This window comes from Candidatus Omnitrophota bacterium (genome assembly GCA_025453395.1).
In the GTDB taxonomy this organism is placed as follows: Bacteria; Omnitrophota; Gorgyraeia; order Gygaellales; family Profunditerraquicolaceae; genus JAlOQK01.
Map to the genome: position 1 here is coordinate 71,273 of JALOQK010000002.1, position 20,759 is coordinate 92,031.

Annotated in this window: 20 protein-coding genes and 1 tRNA gene; all 21 read left to right on the forward strand. The window is 42.2% G+C overall.

Annotation, left to right across the window (positions count from 1 at the left end):
- The first annotated feature begins 5 nt into the window (after positions 1 to 5).
- The 21 genes from MUF05_01480 to hisH all read left to right on the forward strand — a co-directional run bounded on the left by MUF05_01480 (position 6) and on the right by hisH (position 20,636).
- The gene (locus MUF05_01480; protein ID MCU0665753.1) at positions 6 to 506 is read left to right on the forward strand and encodes a hypothetical protein; all 501 of its coding nucleotides are present in this window, start codon (positions 6 to 8) and stop codon (positions 504 to 506) included.
- Positions 499 to 2,001: a hypothetical protein gene (locus MUF05_01485; GenBank protein ID MCU0665754.1), complete on the forward strand. Its 1,503-nt coding sequence runs from the start codon at positions 499 to 501 to the stop codon at positions 1,999 to 2,001. Before MUF05_01480 ends, MUF05_01485 begins: the two co-directional genes overlap by 8 nt.
- Positions 1,998 to 3,746: a Flp pilus assembly complex ATPase component TadA gene (gene tadA, locus MUF05_01490; GenBank protein MCU0665755.1), complete on the forward strand. Its 1,749-nt coding sequence runs from the start codon at positions 1,998 to 2,000 to the stop codon at positions 3,744 to 3,746. Before MUF05_01485 ends, tadA begins: the two co-directional genes overlap by 4 nt.
- Positions 3,747 to 3,763: 17 nt before the next feature.
- Entirely contained in the window at positions 3,764 to 5,002 is a 1,239-nt protein-coding gene (locus MUF05_01495) for a type II secretion system F family protein (GenBank protein ID MCU0665756.1), read from the forward strand.
- Between the two features lie 105 nt (positions 5,003 to 5,107).
- Entirely contained in the window at positions 5,108 to 5,521 is a 414-nt protein-coding gene (locus MUF05_01500; GenBank protein MCU0665757.1) for a type IV pilin-like G/H family protein, read from the forward strand.
- Positions 5,505 to 5,948 carry a prepilin-type N-terminal cleavage/methylation domain-containing protein gene (locus MUF05_01505; protein ID MCU0665758.1) on the forward strand — a complete coding sequence of 148 codons (444 nt, stop codon included), beginning with the start codon at positions 5,505 to 5,507 and terminating at the stop codon, positions 5,946 to 5,948. Before MUF05_01500 ends, MUF05_01505 begins: the two co-directional genes overlap by 17 nt.
- Positions 5,949 to 6,018: 70 nt before the next feature.
- Positions 6,019 to 6,378, forward strand: a complete 360-nt coding sequence (locus tag MUF05_01510; protein ID MCU0665759.1) for a hypothetical protein — start codon at positions 6,019 to 6,021, stop codon at positions 6,376 to 6,378.
- Entirely contained in the window at positions 6,375 to 7,031 is a 657-nt protein-coding gene (locus tag MUF05_01515) for a prepilin-type N-terminal cleavage/methylation domain-containing protein (protein ID MCU0665760.1), read from the forward strand. The genes MUF05_01510 and MUF05_01515 overlap by 4 nt, the downstream gene beginning before the upstream one ends.
- Before the next feature lie 279 nt (positions 7,032 to 7,310).
- Positions 7,311 to 7,383: transfer RNA gene (locus tag MUF05_01520), tRNA-Ala, on the forward strand.
- Positions 7,384 to 7,553: 170 nt separating this feature from the next.
- Positions 7,554 to 8,996, forward strand: coding sequence for an AmmeMemoRadiSam system protein B (gene amrB / locus MUF05_01525; protein ID MCU0665761.1), 1,443 nt, complete (start codon positions 7,554 to 7,556; stop codon positions 8,994 to 8,996).
- 6 nt (positions 8,997 to 9,002) lie between these two features.
- Positions 9,003 to 9,737: a 16S rRNA (uracil(1498)-N(3))-methyltransferase gene (locus MUF05_01530; GenBank protein ID MCU0665762.1), complete on the forward strand. Its 735-nt coding sequence runs from the start codon at positions 9,003 to 9,005 to the stop codon at positions 9,735 to 9,737.
- 103 nt (positions 9,738 to 9,840) lie between these two features.
- A complete protein-coding gene (locus tag MUF05_01535) occupies positions 9,841 to 11,076 on the forward strand; it encodes a MiaB/RimO family radical SAM methylthiotransferase (GenBank protein ID MCU0665763.1) in 1,236 nt (411 codons plus the stop codon).
- Between the two features lie 136 nt (positions 11,077 to 11,212).
- A complete protein-coding gene (locus MUF05_01540) occupies positions 11,213 to 11,701 on the forward strand; it encodes a hypothetical protein (protein MCU0665764.1) in 489 nt (162 codons plus the stop codon).
- Between the two features lie 240 nt (positions 11,702 to 11,941).
- A complete protein-coding gene (locus MUF05_01545) occupies positions 11,942 to 12,307 on the forward strand; it encodes a four helix bundle protein (protein MCU0665765.1) in 366 nt (121 codons plus the stop codon).
- 226 nt (positions 12,308 to 12,533) lie between these two features.
- Positions 12,534 to 13,496: a recombinase RecA gene (recA, locus tag MUF05_01550; GenBank protein MCU0665766.1), complete on the forward strand. Its 963-nt coding sequence runs from the start codon at positions 12,534 to 12,536 to the stop codon at positions 13,494 to 13,496.
- Positions 13,497 to 13,616: 120 nt separating this feature from the next.
- Entirely contained in the window at positions 13,617 to 15,083 is a 1,467-nt protein-coding gene (locus tag MUF05_01555) for a Do family serine endopeptidase (GenBank protein MCU0665767.1), read from the forward strand.
- A 1-nt stretch (position 15,084) separates the two neighbouring features.
- On the forward strand, positions 15,085 to 15,546 hold the full coding sequence (locus MUF05_01560) for a RecX family transcriptional regulator (GenBank protein ID MCU0665768.1): 462 nt from the start codon (positions 15,085 to 15,087) through the stop codon (positions 15,544 to 15,546).
- Positions 15,543 to 18,176: an alanine--tRNA ligase gene (gene alaS, locus MUF05_01565; protein MCU0665769.1), complete on the forward strand. Its 2,634-nt coding sequence runs from the start codon at positions 15,543 to 15,545 to the stop codon at positions 18,174 to 18,176. Before MUF05_01560 ends, alaS begins: the two co-directional genes overlap by 4 nt.
- Entirely contained in the window at positions 18,173 to 19,402 is a 1,230-nt protein-coding gene (gene hisD, locus MUF05_01570; GenBank protein ID MCU0665770.1) for a histidinol dehydrogenase, read from the forward strand. Before alaS ends, hisD begins: the two co-directional genes overlap by 4 nt.
- A gap of 13 nt (positions 19,403 to 19,415) precedes the next feature.
- Positions 19,416 to 20,027 carry an imidazoleglycerol-phosphate dehydratase gene (locus MUF05_01575; GenBank protein MCU0665771.1) on the forward strand — a complete coding sequence of 204 codons (612 nt, stop codon included), beginning with the start codon at positions 19,416 to 19,418 and terminating at the stop codon, positions 20,025 to 20,027.
- Positions 20,028 to 20,636, forward strand: coding sequence for an imidazole glycerol phosphate synthase subunit HisH (gene hisH, locus MUF05_01580; GenBank protein MCU0665772.1), 609 nt, complete (start codon positions 20,028 to 20,030; stop codon positions 20,634 to 20,636).
- Positions 20,637 to 20,759 lie beyond the last annotated feature (123 nt).

Below are 20,759 nucleotides of genomic sequence, written 5' to 3' on the forward strand. Positions count from 1 at the left end.
AAGATATGGGAAAATATCCGGTCAAATTAAATTTTATAAATGAAATTATATTATTTTGCATAATTTTGGGGATAGGTTCCACTGTTTTTGCCAATACTACTTCTAACACTATGAAGAAACTTATTGAAGGCGACGAAGAAAAAGAGGAAAAGGCCTATGATGTTAAGCGGCCGGCGGCTGAATATAAAGCTGCCAATTATAGAGATCCTTTCAGATTACAGCGCCAGGAGAAAGAAGAAACTAAAGAAACAAAGAAATACCAGGAGGAAGAGATAATCCCTCCGGATTTAGTCATACAGGGCGTGGTTTGGGGGGCCGCTACTCCGCAGGCGATAGTTAATGATAAAGTAGTCAAAAAAGGCGACATTATACAGGATGCGCATATTTTGGATATTACAAAAGAGGGTATAGATATTTTCTATCAGGGGGCACAGTTTCATATTTCCGCTCCGGCATCCGGAAGCGGCATATCCAAAAAGAAAAAAGAGGGAGGCACAAATGAATAACCGCCGGAAATCATATATAAGCTTATTTTTTATCCTCGCGCTTATTTTCGCGCCTTCGGGGTTAAACGCGCAAATGGATATCCCGTTTGACAATCCTAATATTTTTATCTCCATGGATTTCCAGAATGCCTCTTTAAAAGATATTCTAAAGATTTTCTCTGTGCAGTCCGGGCTTAATTTTATCGCCTCGGAAAACGTGCAAGACAGAAAAGTGACCCTTTATATGGATAAGGTTGGGGTTAAAGACGCCATGGATAAGATTTTTACCGCTAATAATCTTGTTTATGAGCTGGACAGGGAATCCAATATTTTTATCGTCAAGGACCTGGGAAAGCCCAAGACTGAAACCGAAACCAAGGTTTTTCCGCTTAAATATGCCACGGTTTCAGGGTCAGCTTTTAACCGCGAAAAAAGCAGTGTTTCTACTACGGCAGGGGCAGCCGCAGGAGGATCTTCAGGCATTGCCGCGGCGGTAGCCAAGATAGTTACTGAGAATGGTTCAGTTATGGAAGATATCCGCACCAACAGCATTATTGTTACGGATGTGCCTAAGAATATGCCCAATATTATTCAGCTTGTGAATGCCCTGGATGTTTCAGTGCCGCAGGTGCTTTTGGAAGTGGAGATGTTGGACGTGAATAAAAACTTGAGCGAAGCTTTGGGTGTAAAATACGGGCAGTCGCCCATGACTTTAAACGCGCTTTTTAAAGGCGGGACATTTCTCTCTAAATTTCCTTCAGGCAGCCCGTTCGGCACCGGGCAGAAAACTGGTTTTGGGTCTTTTGAAGTAAATAGCGGCAATGATGGCTCTGATATTAGCACTTATCAGGTGGTCTTAGATTTTCTAAAATCCCAGACCGATACTAAATTTCTTGCGCGGCCTAAGATCTTGACTTTAGACAATGAAACCGCGGAAATAAAGATCTCTACCCAGGAATCTGTGGGCATTATTAATTCTACTACTAATACCGGCAATAGCTCCACAAGCACTACTACCAAAGAAGCGGAAAGATATGAAACCGGCGTAATCTTGAGGGTAACTCCACAGGTCAACTTTAAAACCGGTGAAATTACCATGTTTGTTAATCCTAAGGTAAGCGAGGCTATTGCCGGCAATAGCATAACCGAAGGTAATACTGTTTATACTTACCGCGACCCGGAAGAAAGAAGCACTAAATCTGTAGTCAGGATCCAAGATGGAGAAACCGTAGTTTTGGGAGGGCTTATCCGTAAAGAAAAAACAGAAACTATCACTAAGCTGCCGTTTTTAGGGGATATTCCGGTTTTAGGGGCTTTGTTCCGCCATAAAAATATTTCCAAGGACAAGGAAAGAGAACTGCTTGTTTTTATCACTCCACACATCGTTAAAGACGCAAGCACCCAGCTTGCCAACGCGCAAGTTAAGCAAACCGGCTCTGCGTTAGGGGCCCCTGGCAATAAACGCGAGGCGATTATTACCGCAAGCCTGAATGCCTTTGAAAAGAAGAAAAGGTGATCCCTGCTAAAATAAACAGTATGCCCAAAGAAAAATATTTAAGGTTAGGCGAGCTTCTGGTTAAAGAGGGCCTGATTACTCCTGCCCAGCTTGAGAAGATCATTATTATCCAGCGGCAGGAGGGCGGGCGCATGGGGGAACTTTTGATCCGCGAAGGCATGATCAAAGAAGAGCAGTTTGTGGTGGTTTTGGGCAAGCAGTTAGGCATACCTTTTTTTACCTTTGGTACCGGGATGTTAAAGCCGTCGGTCGATCAGGGGCTTGAAAGGCTTATCTCGCAGGATTTTGCTTTAAAAAACCTGGTTATCCCGCTTTCGCGCACGCTTAATTCTCTAAGTGTAGCTATGGTTGACCCGCTGGATCTAATCTTAATAGACAATCTTAAAAAGCTTACCGGATGTGACATCAATCCGGTAATTGCCACTCGTTCTGATATTTTAAAATCAATAGAAGAATTCTATGGCAAGACCGGGATGTTAAACCGCGCGGTTCAGGATACTTATGATGACCAGTCCCAAGATAATAGGGTGAACACAATTGACCTTGCGGATGAAGAATTAAGCTTAGATAAATTAGTTGCCCGCGCTGAAGAGGCGCCAGTTGTAAAGCTGGTGGATTTGATTATTCGTCAGGCCATAGATGAGCGCGCATCGGATATTCATATTGAGCCGTTTAAGGACAGGATTTCCCTTCGTTATCGCATTGACGGCAAGCTCTATGAAATCCCCCCTCCGGCAAAATACCTGCACTTGCCGATCATCTCGCGTATTAAAATATTAAGTAAAATGGATATTGCCGAGAAAAGATTGCCGCAAGACGGCACGTTTCTGGTAAAAATGGAGGACAGGGTTGTAGATCTAAGAATTTCTACAATTCCTACTATCTACGGAGAAAAGATTGTTTTAAGAATCCTGGACCGAGGCTCTGTAGTTCTGGATTTAAATGTTTTAGGTATGGACGCCAAACAGCTGGAGGCGGTGCGCGCAGCTGCCGCTATGCCCTATGGCCTGATTTTTCTTACCGGCCCCACTGGAAGCGGCAAGACCACAACGCTCTACGCGCTTTTAAACGAAATCAAAAGCCCCTCCAAGAATATAATCACTATTGAAGACCCGGTTGAGTATAAAATAGAGGGCATAAATCAAGTGCAGGTAAAGCCGGAAATCGGCTTAAATTTCGCAAACGCGCTTCGCTCTTTTCTAAGGCAGGACCCGGATATCATGCTGGTGGGCGAGGTGCGCGATTTAGAGACCGCGCAGATTTGTATCCGCTCGGCATTAACCGGGCACTTGGTTTTAAGCACCCTTCACACCAATGACGCGCCTTCAGCAGTAAGCCGGCTTATGGACATCGGGATTGAGTCGTATCTTTTGGCGCCGTCTCTTCTTTTAATCGTCGCCCAAAGGCTTATCCGCAGGCTCTGTCCGGACTGTAAAGAAGCTTATGAGCCTACCCCGGAGCAGGTTAAGAAATTTAAGCTTACCGCCGAGCTTATTTATAAGCCAAGAGGCTGTTCCAAGTGCGCTCAAATCGGCTACAAGGGCAGGATATCTGTGGCAGAGGTAATGAATACCAATGATGAATTAAAAACTTTGATTAATGAAGGGGTCCCCTATCAGAAGATCCGCGATGCCGCTAAAAAAGCCGGCATGCAGACTTTGTATGATTCCGCGATCAAGAAAGTGGAGATGGGGCTTACTTCTTTGGAAGAGGCGCTTTCAGTTGCTATTGCCGCTGACTACTAGAATAAAAGGAATAAATTATGGCAAAATTTTTCTATACTGTGCGCGATTCAAGAGGGGTAAAGCATAGCGGCACTGAAGAAGGCACCAATGAGGAAGATGTAGTAAGCCGGCTTCAGGCAAAAGGTTTTCTAGTGGTAGGCCTTGTGCATGAAAGCAAGCAATCTGCCGCAGGGTTGCAGGCGGATAAAACTCCTACAAGTAGAGGTAAGTTTAAGCATTACGGGGTTTCAGGCGATGACTTGGTGCTTTTTTGCCGGCAGTTGGCCACGCTTTTAGGAGCAGGCGTAACTATTCTAAAAAGTGTTGATATAATTTGCCTGCAGATTTCAAGCCGGGGTTTATATAAAGTATTGAAAAAGGTTTCTTCGGATATGCAGGCAGGTTTAAGCCTGCACGAAGCGCTCTCTCGGCATCCGCAGGTTTTTTCTGAACTTTGGGTTAACCTGGTAGAAAGTGGAGAGGCAAGCGGTAACTTGGCAATGGTGCTTTCGCGTTTGGCAGGATACCTTGAAAGAAACGCCGCCTTTAGAAGAAGGATAATCTCCGCTCTTCTGTATCCTATTATTCTTATGGTTGCCGGCTTAGGCGCGCTATTATTTCTAACCCTTAAAATAATCCCCACTTTCGCCGAGTTGTTTAAGGGGTTTAATGTGGAGCTTCCTTTTCTTACTAAGGTCCTTATATCTTTTAGTGAAGGCCTGCGGCATAGTTTCCTATTTATTATCGTCGTAGCTGTATTAGGCGGGTATCTTTTAAGAAAATACCTCAAAACCAGAAAAGGCCGCAGGCAGTATGAAGAGCTTCTTTTTAAATCTCCGATTTTCGGGGATTTTATCAAGGGGCTGGTGGTGGAGCGGTTTTCTTCAGAGATGTCAACGCTTGTGGAAAGCGGAGTGCCGATACTTTATTCGCTTGAAATTGCCGAGCATAGCGTGGGCAACTTAGTTATGGCGGATATTATCCATCAAATTAAAGAAGATGTCAGAGACGGCAAGCCTTTAAGTTATCCTCTTGAGAAAAGTAATTTCTTTGAGCCGATGGTGATTCAAATGGTGGCTATCGGAGAAGAAATAGGAGAACTGCCGCAGATGTTCAAGAAAATAAATCTTTTTTACCAGGAATATGTGGAGACATTCTTGACCCGTTTTGCTTCTATGTTTGAGCCGATCATGCTTATTGTGATGGGGGTGATTATCGGGGTTATTGTTATCGGGATGTTCTTGCCAATATTTAGCATAAGCAGGATTGGCGGGTAAAGGTAAAAGGTTAATTAAGGTATTGACAACAAAGAATTTAAGGTTAAAATATATTTTAGGTAAACGTTATAATAAAATAGAAATTAACATAAGAAAGGAGTAGTTATGAAAAAAGGTTTTACGCTGTTGGAATTAATTGTAGTTATCATCATCATCGGGGTTTTGGCAACATTGGGGTTTGTGCAGTATGTTAATATGATTGAAAAAGGCAGAAGAGCTGAAGCGCGCACGAATTTGGGTATGTTGCGTACTTTGCAGATGGCTTATCATCAGGAGCATAGTACTGCCTACGCGGCAATAGGTGATTTGCAATCTGGTTTACCTGCTGCAACCGGTACTGGCGATCACACTTGTACTAATGCTAATTTCTATTTTGAATATTTTTGTGATGCTACTGGTGGCACTGTTCCTGGTACCTGTTATGCAATGAGATGTGCCTCGGGCGGTAAGGATCCTGTAACTGGCACTACTTCTGTAATTTCGCTTAGTGTAGATGGAGCAGGTGGAAACGATTGGTAATCAATGGATGAGTATGAAATCGCGTGGTTACACGCTACTTGAAATCGTCATAGTGGTTGTGATTGTGGGGATTTTGGTAAGCTTAGGTTTGGTTAATTACACCAATGTCCGGGAAAGGGCTCTGGGCAAAGAGGCAAGGGCGACCTTGAAGCTTATTGCCGCGGCAGAGAGAATCTACCGTATGGAAACAGGGCTGTATCTTATTCCAGGAAATGCTGTTCCAGCTAGGGCAGCTAATGATTTAGCTTACATTAATAGTATGCTAAAGCTTGCCATCCCTCAATCAAACAACGCTTGGGGATATAGTATTACTTCAACTACTAATCCTGCTATTTCTGAATTTGACGCGCAGGCCGCAAGAGCAGCGTGCACCTATAAGATGACTCAAGGTGATGATGAACCCAGTGATTCGGGGACATGTTATTAAAGTTTTGTTAGTTTAAACAAATAAAGGGGGTATCGTAAGATGCCCCCTTTATTATTATGGGTAGAATTATATGAAGAATAAAGCCATGACCTTACTTGAAATCTTAATCGCGGTTTTGATTATCGCCATTACCGTCGGAGGGCTGGTTGCTGTTTTTGTAAGTTCCCGCGGGTTCATAGAGCATTCCCGTTCCCGTTTGCAGGCAGCGCAGTTATCCAAATACTATATTGATCAATTACATGGGTTTGTGCGCCAGGATTCATGGAATACCGCAAGTAACCAGCTATATGATGGAGCTGCTCCTTCCTATTCAACAACTTTTTCCGGGGTAACATATAATGTGACTTCTGTAGTGGACGCTGTTGATCCCGTAAATCCGGGAGGGTTGCGCCGGGTAGTCACAAAAATAAAGTGGACAGAGCCAAAATGAAGATTAACCCTAATAGGTCAGTTACTCTTTTGGAATTATTGATGAGCCTGCTTATCATGAGTATTGTTTTAGCCGCCTTAACAAGTATCAATACTTTTATTAATCACAACGCTTTATCCAGTGACAGAAGATCTAAGCTGCAGAATGAAGTATCTTATACTTTAGAGCATATGACTAAAGAAATAGGCAAGGCGCGGGGCAATGAGGTTGCTTCTGGCGCGGGCAAGGTTTTAGCAATTACGGCAAGCGCTTCTGCAGGGGGGCAAGTAATAAGGTTTTTAGCTAATGATAATGATTATGCTGTTCCGGGAAACTGGGCAGCGTATCTTTACATTCCTCAGGGTTATCCAAATAGTTATCAAATACGTTATTGTGAGAAGTGCGCTGATACGGATTGTAATTCTTGCAGTTTTCCTGCTTCCTGGGCAGCTTTACCTGCTAATTACATTATCGCCCGGAAGGTAAAAGTATTTGTGCCTGATAAGCCGATGATAAATGACCCTTCTGATCAACGTTTGAATCAAAATTATTTTAGCGTTAGGATTACTTCTTGTTGGGATCCGGCGCTTGCTTCTCCGCCTGACGGCACATCGGAAAATCCCTGCATTACCATGGAAACCCGCATGAAGATGCCCTCGGTTTCTACCCATTAGAAAAGCGCAAAACTAAAAGCGCAAAGCGTAAATCGATAATCCAAAATTCAAAATTTTTAATTTTACGCTATAGTTTTACCTGCCTGCCGGCAAGGCAGGCGTTTTTCGCTTTACATTTTACGCTATATAAGACAAAAATCGTCTAACTTTTATGTATTTGGCTGATAGCTGAAAGCTGATAGCTGATAGCTGAAAGCTGATATAATTTGACTGAACTTATGCCTTATGTTATATTGTTTTCTATATTGAGCGGATTTTAAGTGATAAATTGATTAAATTGGGGCTGTAGCTCAGTTGGGAGAGCGCCTCGTTCGCAACGAGGAGGCCAGCGGTTCGATCCCGCTCAGCTCCACTTAATGAGCCCAAAACTTACGGAAGCGATAGCGACGTAAGTTTTATGGGCGAATTAACTCCGACGAATGCCCGAAAATTTACGTAAGGAAATTTTCGGAGCGTTTATGAGTCGGAGCAGATAATAGCGTAGTGGCAAGTCAGTGCGACGCCACGACCCATCTAATCCCTATGCGTCACATTTTTTTTATTTTATCTTTATTATTCCTAAACATCTCTTTTGCCCAAGAAGTAAAACTTCCCGATGCCGCAGGAGGATTTTATCCGGATGACCCCAAGCAATTATCCGACATGATAGATGCCTGCCTTAAAGATGCAAATCCTAAAACGCCAGAGGGTAGAATTCTTGCCATTATTGCCCCGCACGCAGGATACGGCTTTTCTGCTGGCACCGCCGCCTTTTCCTATAAGCTTGTAGAGGGCACGCCTTATAAAACAGTGATTATAATCGGCCCCAGCCACTTTTATTCTTTTGCGGGTGTTTCAGTTTATCCATCCGGGGTTTTTCGCACTGCCTTAGGCGATGTCCCAGTTGACAGTGATTTTACCGCTAAGCTTTTAAATCAAAACCCGGAAATAATCTTTGATCCTAAGGCCTTTGAAAAAGAACATTCTGTTGAGGTACAGCTTCCATTCTTACAAAAGACATTGGTAGATTTTAAGATTGTTCCCATTGCTATGGGTGATTGCACTTTGGGCGCCTGTCAGAAGCTTTCAGATTTTTTAAGCGCGGCAATTGGAGCAAGGGATGATGTTTTGGTGGTAGTTTCAAGCGACCTTTGCCACAGTTATAATTATCATCTTACGGAGAAAACCGACCGCGCTACTTTAGATGCTTTGCTTAAGATGGATGACGAAGCGTTTTATTATGGCGTGCGTGACGGTAAATTTCAGGCCTGCGGGGCCTTTCCGATAGTGGTTGCCTTAAAGTTGGCCAAGGCAAAGGGTTTTAAAGATTTAGAAGTTTTAAAATACACTAATTCAACCGAGGTTATTTCTAAGAAAGAAAAAGGCGTATGGTCCGTAGGATATGCCGCGTCCGTTATAAGCGCTAAACCGGAGGGTGAAAATATGTTAGACACAAAACAGCAAAAGCGGTTGCTTCAGATTGCCCGTCAGGCAATAATAGAACATTTTAAAGGCAAGAAGGCAGAAGAAATCAAAGAAACTGACCCGGATTTATCCAAGCCAATGGGGTCTTTTGTAACTTTGCATAATAAGGGCAAGCTTCGCGGATGTATCGGTAATATCATCGGCGGAAAACCGCTTTATCTGACGGTAAGGGACATGGCAATTGCCGCCAGCACCCAGGATTATCGTTTTTCTCCAGTTGAGGAAGCAGAACTAAAGGATATAGATATTGAAATTTCAGTTTTATCTGTTCCGCAGAGAGTCGCTTCCGCAGAAGAAATTCAATTGGGGAAACACGGAGTAATCGTTAAGCGCGATGGCCACAATGGAGTATTCTTGCCTCAAGTTGCTACAGAGACCGGATGGACAAAAGAGGAATTTTTGTCAGAGTTGTGCCAGCAGAAGGCAGGCCTTGCGCCTAGCGCTTGGAAAGATCCGCAAACCGAACTTTATATTTTTACCGCGCAGGTGTTTAAGGAGTAGCCTAATATGAGAAGATTTTTCTGCCCTTCGGAGAATATCAGGAATAATAAAATATGCATTAGTGACAAAGATACGCTTCATCATATAAAAGATGTCTTGCGCATGAAGCCAAAAGACGAAGCAGTTATTTTTAGTGAAAAATCCGATGAATTTAAAGCCTGTCTGGAATCTGTGGATGAAGAAAAGGCCCAGTTTTTTATTAAGCAAGCTTTGATGCCCTCAAAAGAGCAGTTACTTAAGATTACGGTTTGTTGCGCTATTCCCAAAAAAGCCAAGATGGATGAAATTGTGGATAAGCTTACTCAGCTTGGTGTAGAGAAGATTATTCCGTTAGCCAGCGACCATGTGATCGGGCGCATGGACAAACAAAGGCAAAAGGAAAAAGTCGCGCGCTGGCAAAGGATCGCTAAAAGCGCCAGCCTCCAAAGCCAGAGGAATATCATACCGGTTGTAGAAGAGATTAAAACCGTGGATGAGGCGCTTAAAGAAAACAATGCTTTTGACCTTAAGGTCATTGCTAATTTAGCCAATCGCCCCAAATTCCTAAAAGATGTTTTTTCCCCGGATAAGCACAAGAGGATTCTTGTTTTTATCGGTCCAGAAGGTGATTTTTCCGCGCGGGAAATAAATTTGGCCTTAGAAAATTCCTGTGTTGCGGTTTCCCTGGGAGAAACTACCCTTAGGGTGGATACCGCGGCGATTGCGGTGGTAAGTTATATAAAGCTTAGTAACGCGTGTTAGCTAAAAATTAAAAGCGCAAAGCGTAAAACGATAATCCAAAATTCAAAATTTTTAATTTTACGCTATAGCTTTTCGCTTTTCGCTTTACGCTTTTAGCTTATTTATGAAAAAGACCATTAAATTTTATACCCTCGGCTGTAAGGCCAACCAATACGAAACACAGAGCATAAGAGAATACTTTTTGAATAATGGTTTTAGCGAGAAAGAAGGTAGCGCTAAAGCAAATGTCTATGTTATTAATACCTGTACGGTAACTTCCAAGGCTGACAGCCAATCGCTTAATATTATCCGCCGCCTGCGCAAGGAAAATCCAAAGGCTAAAATTATTGTTACCGGGTGTTTGACTGAATTAGACGCGGATAAAATTAAACAAGCCTGCCAGGTTGATTCCATTATTAAGAATAAAGACAAAAATAAGATTTCCCAATCCATTTCATATTTTAAAAACCATACCCGCGCTTTCTTAAAAGTGCAAGACGGCTGTAATTATTTCTGTTCGTATTGTAAAGTGCCTTTGGTGCGCGGGCGTTCTCAAAGCCGGGATTTTAATCAGATCATTTCCGAAGCCGAGAGGCTTTCGGCCAATGGCTATAAGGAAATTGTTTTAACCGGCATTTGCCTGGGCTCTTATCAGGATTTGGCAAAATTAGTAAGCACTTTAGAGAAAATCCCTGGGTTGCTGCGTTTAAGATTAAGCTCCATTGAGCCGCAAGATATAAAAGATGATCTAATAAAAGTTATCAAGAATTCTTCGGTTTTATGCCGGCATTTGCATATTCCGTTACAAAGCGGAGATGATAGTATTCTAAAGAAAATGCGCCGGCGTTACAGCAGCAAAGATTTTTTGCGGTTAGTTAAGAAAATCCGCAAGAATATCCCCGGCATTGCCATTACTACCGATTGTTTAGTGGGGTTTCCCGGCGAAACAAAAGAGAATTTTCAGAATACTGTAAAATTGATAAAAGAAATAAATCCTCTTAAGGTGCATATCTTTCCGTATTCGCCGCGGCCAGGCACGCAAAGCTACCTAAAATATAAAACGCAAGTTGATTTAGAAGAAGTAAAAGAAAAATGCCGCATGCTTGAGGCAGTAAACTCTAATCAAGCCAAGAAATACTTACGTAAATTCTTAAATAAGCCGATGGATGTTCTAATAGAGGGCAAGGTTAAAGGCGCAAGCGAATTTTGGCAGGGGCATACTTCAAATTACATAAAAGTGCTTGTGGATTCCAAGGAAAATTTGTATAATAAAATAATAAAAGTTGCGCCTAATAAGCTTAAGAATGAGTGTTTGCAAGCTATAAGCTATAAGCGTAGAGCGAAAAATGCAAAACCATAATTCAAAACTTAAAATTTTAAATTTTACGCTATAGTTTTACGCTTTGCGCTTTAAGTTTTTAGTTTTTAAGGTTTTGAATTTTTAATTATGGCTTTTAGCTCTTAGTTTTTAGCTTACAGCTTACAAGGAGGCTGATATGTTTAAAAGATTGTTCTGTCTGGTTGTTATTTTTATTCTTCCGGCAATAGTTTTTGCTTTAGAGGAACAGATTACGGTTACAACTTATTATCCCAGCCCCTATGGCTCATACGCGGAACTGCGTTCAAAGAAAATGGTAATTGGAGCTACCTATATAAAAGAAAGTACTTTGCCAACTTCTTCTGTTGCGGATAGTAATTTAATAGTAGAAGGAAATGTTGGTATTGGGATAACAGCTCCGGTAGCAAAGTTGGAGGTGAATGGTGCTGCTATAATTCAGGGTAATGCCGTAATTAATAATGGTGCTAATATCATGAATGGCCTGCAAACTGATCAACTTAGAGTTATGAGTACAGTCCAATTCCCTTTCCCCCCACCCGGTCCGGTTGGTTCTAGTATTTTATGTGTAAAAAATGGTGGTTTTATCGGAACCTGTAATCCTACTATAAATGGAGGTACTAATACGTTTACATGTATTTGTAACTAATCATTCCAATATAGCCTGCATAGATAAATTTATGCATTTATTTGTAAGATTGCCTTCTTTTTTGCGTCTAATAGCGTAAGAGAGGAGGTTTTTTATGTCTACCATTAAAGTGTCAAGTTAAATCCCAAATCCAAATAATACCAAATCCCGGATTGTCTGGTATGAGTAAATGACGGTAGCGAAAAGTGTAAAGCGAAAAATGTAAAAGTATAATTTAAAATTAAAAACAGAAAGAGAGAAATGAACAGCCAGAATTTGAAATTAAAAGATAGGGCATATCAGTATTCTGTAAAAATAATTGAGTTTCTGGATATATTACCCAAAGATACATCAACCCAGGTTATTTTGAAGCAACTATTAAGGTCAGCTACTTCTATAGGAGCAAATATTATTGAAGCACAGGCCTCAAGCTCAAAGAGAGATTTTACTAATTTCTTCAGTTATTCTCTTAAATCTGCTAATGAGAGTTTGTATTGGTTGAGTTTATTAAAAGATGCTAGGAAAGTAGGTAATCCTCAATTAGGGTATCTTTTGGTTGAAACTCAAGAATTAGCAAATATACTAGCAGCGAGTATTTTGACCTTAAAAGGTAAGAATAAGTTTTGAATTTTTAATTATAGTTTTTAGCTTTAAGCTTTAAGCTGAGCATACAACTTGCAGCTGTTTTTTGCTTTGACAGGGACCAAGAGCTGTCTTATAATAGAACTCTTGTATTGCTATTATCATAATAAAATGGAGGATTTAAATGAGCGCGGAAAAGAAAAAAGAAGAGCATAAGAAAGAAGAGCACAAGAAGGAAGAGGCCAAAGAATTATCCAATCGTCAAAAGGCGCTGGAGCTGGCGCTTGCCCAGATTGAGAAACAGTTTGGCAAAGGTTCAATTATGAAAATGGGAAGCGAAACCCGCTTTGATGTGGAGGCTATCCCTACCGGAGCCCTGACTTTAGATTTAGCTTTAGGTGTTGGAGGCCTGCCAAGAGGAAGGGTCATTGAGATTTTTGGGCCAGAGGCTTCTGGTAAAACGACTCTTACTTTAAGCGTAATTAAAGAGATCCAGAAAAAAGGCGGGGTGGCGGCTTTTATTGACGCGGAGCATGCCTTTGATTCCACATATGCCAAAGTCGTGGGTATTAATCTGGATGATCTTTTGATTTCCCAGCCTGACACCGGTGAGCAGGCGCTGGAGATTGCCGAGACCCTGGTGCGCTCCAATGCCGTGGATTTAGTGGTCATAGATTCAGTGGCGGCTTTAACTCCCAGGGCGGAAATTGAAGGCGAGATGGGTGATTCGCATGTGGGGCTGCAGGCGCGGCTTATGTCGCAGGCTTTAAGAAAACTTACCGCGGCTATCTCTAAATCCCGCACCTGTGTTATTTTCATTAACCAGCTGCGCGAGAAGATCGGGGTAATGTTTGGCTCTCCGGAAACTACTCCCGGAGGCAGAGCCTTAAAGTTTTATTCTTCGGTCAGGCTTGACTTAAGAAGGATCCAGACTTTAAAACTCGGCGAACAAGTAGTCGGTAACCGCGTCAGGGCAAGGGTAGTTAAGAATAAAGTCGCCCCTCCTTTTAGAGAGGCGGAATTTGAGACGCTGCATAACGAAGGAATAGCCAAGGTAAATACCATTTTGGACGCGGCAGTGAATTTAGAGATCGTGGAGAAATCCGGCACTTGGCTTTCTTTTGCCGGAGAGAAACTGGGGCAGGGCCGTGACGCGGCAATTAAGCTGTTAAGGGAAAAGTCCAAGATCGCGGATGATATTGAGAAGGAAGTCAGGAAGAGAATATCTTTGTAGCGTAAAGTGTAAAGCGAAAAACTAAAAGTTATAATTCAAAATTCAAAAGTTTTTAATTTTGCGTTATAGTTTTACGCTTTTAGCTTTAAGTTTTTAGCTATCTAAAACAGTGAGGAGAAAATGAAAAATAAAATATTCCTTTATTTTGCAGTATTTTCTGTCCTTAGTTTTCTAAATGTTCAAGCTCAGAATCTGCCGGCGGTAAATTCTGCGCAAGGCCAGTTTAGCCTGCAGGATGCGGTTATCAATGTTGCCAGCACCGTTGGTAAAGCGGTAGTATCTATAAGCACCGAAAAAACCGAGAAGATCGGTGTTCCGGGAAAGTCCAGCCGCAGGTTTTATTTTAACCGCCCTTTCGGTAATAATCAGTACGGGCAAGGCCAGGAAGAATTCTTTGATCGTTTCTTTGAGGATTTTTTCGGGGATATGCCGGAAAGAGAATTTAAACAAAAAGGGCTAGGCTCGGGAGTAATCATAAGCGAAGACGGTTTTATTTTAACCAATGAGCATGTGATTAGCGGCGCGGATAAGATCACTGTTACCTTGTCCGACGGCAGAGAGTTTAAGGCAGAGTTGAAAGGCCAGGATGTGCGCTCGGATTTGGCGGTAATCAAGATTAGCGCCGGCAAGAATATCCCTTACGCGAAATTAGGCAGTTCCGATAGTTTAAGAATTGGGGAATGGGTGGTGGCGATAGGCAACCCTTATGCTTTTGTGATGCAAAACCCCGAGCCTACGGTAACTACAGGAGTAATAAGCGCGCTGCATCGTTCTTTAGGAAGGACCATGTCCGGCCAAGACCGGGATTACAATGATTTAATCCAGACTGACGCCGCGATTAATCCGGGGAATTCCGGCGGGCCATTGGTAAATTTAAAGGGCGAAGTTGTGGGAATTAATGTGGCGATCTTTTCAACCAGTGGCGGCTATCAGGGCATAGGATTTGCTGTTGCTTCTAACAAGGCGCAGAAAATACTTGCCCGGTTGATTGAGGGCAAGAAAATAGTTTACGGTTGGCTGGGGATAAGCGTGCAGGATTTAAAAGAGGATTTGGTGACGCATTTTGGTTTGCCTGACGCAAACGGCGCATTAGTCGCTAAGGTCATGGAAAACGCCCCAGCGGAAAAAGCCGGGCTTAAGGCAGGGGATGTGATTAAGGCTGTAGCCGGCAAGCCGGTGAATAATGTGCGGGTCTTGCTTGATGTGGCCGGCGCGCTTGAGCCGGGCAAGACAGTAAAATTAGAGCTTATTCGCGACAAGAAACCGATGTCTCTTGATGTTGTGGTAGGCGAGCGCCCTATTTTGGATAAAGAAGAGCAAGCGCAAGAGGCAGTTCCCGCAGAAGAGGAAAAATGGCGCGGGATTTCAGTCCAGCAGGATAAAGAAAAAAAGGATGTGGTTATCGTTAATATCCAGCCGGGCTCCCCGGCAGATCAGGCAGATCTTATCCCCGGGGATGTAATCTTGGAAATAAATAAACTGCCTATAAAAAATCTGGAAGATTACCATAAAGTGGTAAAAGATTTAAAGGGCGATTGTTTAGTGCGCACCAATAGGGGATTCTTTGTCCTGAAAGAAAACAATTAGAGTGGCAGTGCATAAAGCGGATAAGTTAAATAAAAACGAAAAAGCAAAGAAGTACGCGCTTTTTCTGTTGAAGTTTTCACCGCGCACCAGGCTTGAAATGGTCCGCCGCTTAGAGGCAAAAGGCTTTGCAGCAGATGAAATAAAAGAGGCGCTCAACTTCTTAGAGTCCGGCCAGTATGTAGACGATGCAAAATTTATCCGCTTGTATCTGGGGCAAAAAATAGACAAGCCGGTGCCGTTTGAGAAGATAAGAGAAGCCATTCTTTTAAAAGGCGTAGAGGAATCTTTTCTTGAAGAAGAATTAAAGAGTAATCCTGTGCCTGCCGAAGAAGAAAGAATATTTAATCTGGCGCAATGGAAATTAGAGAAAACCCCGGCTTTACAAAAAGAAAGATTAAAAGATTATTTTTTAAGGCAGGGCTTTGATGAATTGGATGTTGACAGGGCAATGGAAAGATTATGAAAGCGGATATTTTAAGAGAAAAATATTTGGATTTTTTTAAATCCAAAAAGCATAAGGTTGTCTTAAGCGATTCTTTGATTCCTGTTGATGACCCTACGGTTTTATTTACTCCTGCCGGGATGAACCAATTTAAAAAACAATTTATGGGGTTTAACGCAGGTTTTACCCGCGCGGTAAGTTCTCAGCGTTGCCTGCGCACTGATGACCTGGATAAAGTGGGGAAAACCGCCGTGCATCATACTTTCTTTGAGATGCTGGGTAATTTTTCTTTTGGCGATTATTTTAAAGATGAGGCGATACAGTGGGCGTGGGAATTCTTAATTGAAGAATTAAAGATCCCCCAAGAAAGGCTTTGGGTTTCAGTTTACCAAGAGGATAGCGAAGCATATTTAATTTGGAAGGATAAAGTCGGTATCCCTAAAGAGAGAATTGTGAAGTTAGGCGATCATGATAATTTCTGGCCGGCAGATGCCAAAGAAAAAGGCCCCAACGGCCCCTGCGGCCCCTGTTCAGAAATATTTTATGACTTTGGAGAAGATGTTGGCTGTGGTGAGAAAGTTTGTGATCCGTCTTGTTCCTGCGGCAGATTTGCCGAGATTTGGAATTTAGTTTTTACCCAGTATAACCGCAAAGACGGCGGTATCTTGGAACCGTTGCCAAAGAAAAATATTGATACCGGTATGGGCTTGGAGCGCTTGACTGCGGTAATGCAGGGCGTGAAAAATAATTTCCAGACTGAATTGTTTCAGCCGATTGTTAAAGAAATAGAGGACAGAGGACAGAGGACAGAGGACAGAGAAAAAGAGAACCTGCTTTACGCGGTAAGCGACCATATTCGTGCTGTAGTTTTCTCAATTTATGACGGGGTTATTCCTTCTAATGAGGCAAGAGGCTATGTAATAAGGAAAATTATCCGTAAGAGCCTGATGCATCTTAGGGCACTTGAAGTGAAGTTGCCGTTTTTATATAAATTAGTCCCGGTTGTATCGCAGGTAATGCTTAAGCCTTATCCAGAATTAAGAGAGCGTCAGGAAAATATCACCCAGATAATCTTAAGCGAGGAAAAGGCTTTCATTGCCACTCTTGAAACCAGCGATAAAATATTGTCCGATAAGTTCTCGGATAAGAAAAACTCCCAAGAAGATATATTAGGTGTTTTGGCCTTTGAGCTTTATGACACAAACGGAGTTCCTTTTGAAATTACTAAAGATTGGTTGTCTAAAAATAAATTTAGTTTCAAAGAAGAGAAGTTAGAAACTTGTTTTTCTTCCTGTATGGAAGAACAAAAGGCCCGCTCTAAACAAAAAAGCGCGATGAAGGGAGACGTCTTTGGTTTATCGCACGCGCATTTAGCAGTAAAGAAGACAAACTTTTTGGGGTATAAGAGTTTTTCAGGAACAGCCAAGTTGCTTAAGATTTTAACTGGCAAAAGCCAAGGAAAGAAAATAAAAGAGGGCGAAGAGGCGGTAGTAATTCTTGATAAGACTTGCTTTTATCCTGAATCTGGCGGCCAAGTCGGCGACACAGGGCTTATTATTAAGGGTAAGAATATTTTTGAAGTTTTAAGTACGCAAAAAGTGGACAAGGTAATTTTGCATCACGGTAGAGTTAAAAAGGGAAGTTTCAAGCTTCTTGATCAGGTAACCGCAGAGGTAGACCAGAAGAGGCGTATGGATATTGCCCGTAATCATACTACTACTCATCTTTTGCAAGCAGCATTAAGAAAAGTGCTGGGTGAGCATATTCGTCAGCAGGGATCTTTAGTTTCAGAAGAAAAATTGCGTTTTGACTTTAGCCACTTTAAAGCTATAACCGGTGAAGAACTTTCACGCATTGAAGAAGAAGTGAATAAAAATATTCTGGAGGCAGTTTCTTTAGAAGTTAAGGAAATGCCAATTGCTATGGCCAAGAAAAAAGGGGCATTGGCGTTTTTTGGCGAGAAATATGAGGATAAAGTGCGCATGGTTAGTGTCGCCGATGTGTCGCGCGAGCTTTGCGGCGGGACGCATCTAGACAATACTGCGCAAGCTGGAAGCTTTAAAATTATCCATGAAAGTTCTGTAGCAAGCGGGGTTAGAAGAATTGAGGCAGTGACTGGTTTAGCTTCCTATAAGGCTTTTAAGAAAGAGGAAGAGCTTCTTGGAGATCTGGCTCAAACTTTTAATGTGAATCAAGAAAGTTTAAAAATAGCCGCCCAGAAAAGTTTAGCCCGGGTCAAGGAACTGGAAAAAGAATTAAGCGCTAATAAAATGACTAATCTTAAATCCGGTATTGACCAGATTATAAATAGTGCATGCGAGATAAATGGCGTAAAATTTATTGGCGCATCTTTAGATAATCTTGACATACAGCTATTGCGTAAGAATATGGATTTGGTTAAGGAGAAAACCAATAACGCGGTTGTGGCCTTGGCATCAGCAACAGCCGGTAAAGTATTTTTGGTTATTGGGGTGACCTCGGATATTGCTGGAACAAAATTTGACGCTAATATGATCATTAAACAGGTGGGGCAATTTATCGGTGGTTCAGGCGGGGGAAGAGCGGATTTTGCCCAAGCAGGCGGCACAAAGCCAGAGAATATAGATTTAGTCTTTGACCAGATTAAGAAAATAATGGGGAATTTACAATGAAGATCATCCGTCCTACAGGCAAGCAATTAGAGAAAATATGCCAGCGCGCCTCTTGGCGTTCCAAGCGCGTGGAAGAAAAGGTCAAGAAAATAATTGAGGATGTGCGCCTTTTTGGCGATGAGGCCGTGCTTAAATATACCCGTAAGTTTGACGGGGTGCGTATGCCAGCGCGGCAGCTGCGCGTTTCACAGATAGAAATTAGCGGCGCCTATCAGAACATCACCCCTAATTTTATTCCCACTTTGAAGATGGTCATGGAAAATGTGAATAGATTTTATCGTAAGACCATCAAGAAATCATGGAGGATAAAAGACGCGGACGGGATATCTTTGGGCGAGAATTATACTGCCTTAGAAAGAGTGGGGATTTATATCCCTGCCGGGACCGCGCCGTTGGTTTCTACGGTTTACATGACAGTTTTGCCTGCCAGGATCGCCGGGGTGAAGAAAATTGTGTTGGCCAGCCCTCCGGACAAAAATGGTTTTATTAACCCGCATATTCTGGTTATGGCGGATTTATTAAAGGTAGATGAGATCTATCGCGTGGGCGGAGCGCAGGCCATTGCGGCTTTAGCTTATGGTACAAAGACTATTGCCCGGGTTGATAAAATTGTCGGGCCGGGGAATGTGTACGTAAGCGAAGCCAAGCGGCAGGTTTTTGGCAAGGTGGATATTGATATGATTGCCGGGCCAACGGAGTTGGTAGTTATTGCTAACCGTTTGACTGATCCGGACTTTATTGTTTCGGACCTTAAGGCGCAGGCCGAACATAGCGCGGGATTGGCGATTTTAATTACCAATTCTAAATCTTTGGCCAAAGAAATAAACAGCCGTTGTTCCGAAGACAACGGGTATATTATTTTGGTCAAGAATTTAGAGCAGGCAGTTGAGATTTCAAATCAGATTGCTCCGGAGCATCTGGAAATTCTGGTGAATAACCCGAACCGTTTGGTAAAATTAGTGAAAAATGCGGGAGCAGTTTTCTTAGGGCCTTATAGCCCGGCGGCAGTCGGAGATTATGTGGCCGGCCCCAGCCACGTTTTGCCCACATCCGGCACAGCCAGATTTTTCTCCGGGCTTTGCGCAACAGACTTTATCAAAAGTATCCATGTTATCGGTTATTCCAAAAAAGCCCTTGAGAAAGTAAAAGAGCCTTTAGAGAAAATAGCCGGTATTGAGGGTTTGTTGCGGCACGTGGATTCGGTAAAAGCAAGGTTTAATAAATAGCTGGAGATTGAATATGAAAAAAAGAAATGCTAGTGTAAAAAGAAGTTCGCGGGAGACGCAGATAGATATTAAGTTGGTGCTTGATGGCGATGGAAATTCCAAGATTGACACCGGCATTGGCTTGTTGGATCACATGCTGGAGTTATTTGCTTTTCACGGTTTTTTTGATTTGACGATTAAAGCAAAGGGTGATCTTAAAGTGGACATCCATCACACCAACGAAGATATCGGCATTGTTTTGGGGGATGCTTTTAAAAAAGCCCTGGGCGATAAGAAGGCCTTGCGCAGGTTTGGATCGTCGTCTGTGCCGATGGAAGATGTAGTCTCGCAGGTGGTGGTAGATATAAGCGGCAGAGGATTCTTTAATGGTATAGAGGGTAAAATTACGCAGGACGCTAAATTAAAAAATACCCAAGGTTATTCCTTTGAGTATGCAAATCATTTTTTTGAAGCCTTTGCAAAAAGGTTGGGGGTAAATTTAAGTATTAAGCTTTCAAGCGATAATGTGGATTTACACACTAACTTAGAGCCTGTGTTTAAAGCATTCGGCATTGCCCTTGACATGGCCACTCAAATTGAGCCGCGCAGAAAAGGCGTCCCTTCCACAAAAGGAATTATTGACTAAATGATCGGGATTATTGATTATAATATGGGCAATATCCATAGCGTGAATAAAGCTATTCAGGCTATGGGCGAGGATACTTTTGTCGCCGTAACTGCTGAAGGGCTTGACAGGTGTTCTAAGATTATTCTGCCTGGAGTGGGCGCTTTTGATGACGCCATGGAGGAATTAAATAAAAAAGGTTTCACTAATCCGATAAAAGATCTGATTGCCAAGGGAAAGATTTTCTTGGGGATTTGTTTAGGCATGCAGCTTTTATTGGAAAAAAGCCAAGAGGCAAAAAAGAACAAAGGAATTGGCGTTATCAAGGGAGAGGTGAAGAAATTTTCTCCCTCTTTAGGCTTAAAGGTCCCGCATATGGGGTGGAATAATCTTAAGCCATTACAAAACGTCTGCCCCCTGTTTAAAGGCTTAGACCATAAGGCCCAGGTCTATTTTTGCCATTCTTACTATGCCTGCCCTGATGATAAAAAAGTAGTTGCTTCTACTACTGATTATGGAGTGGATTTTGCCTCGGTTATCTGGAAGGATAATATTTTTGGCGTGCAGTTTCACCCGGAAAAAAGCCAGGAGGCAGGTTTAATCATCTTGAAGAACTTTATAAGTTTATAGAAATAGTTTTAAGTAGTATAGTAATATATCATTTAGCTAAAAACCATAATTAAAAATTCAAAGTTTTAAATTTTACGCTGTGATTTTACGTTTTGCACTTTTAGCTTTACATTATACAATGTA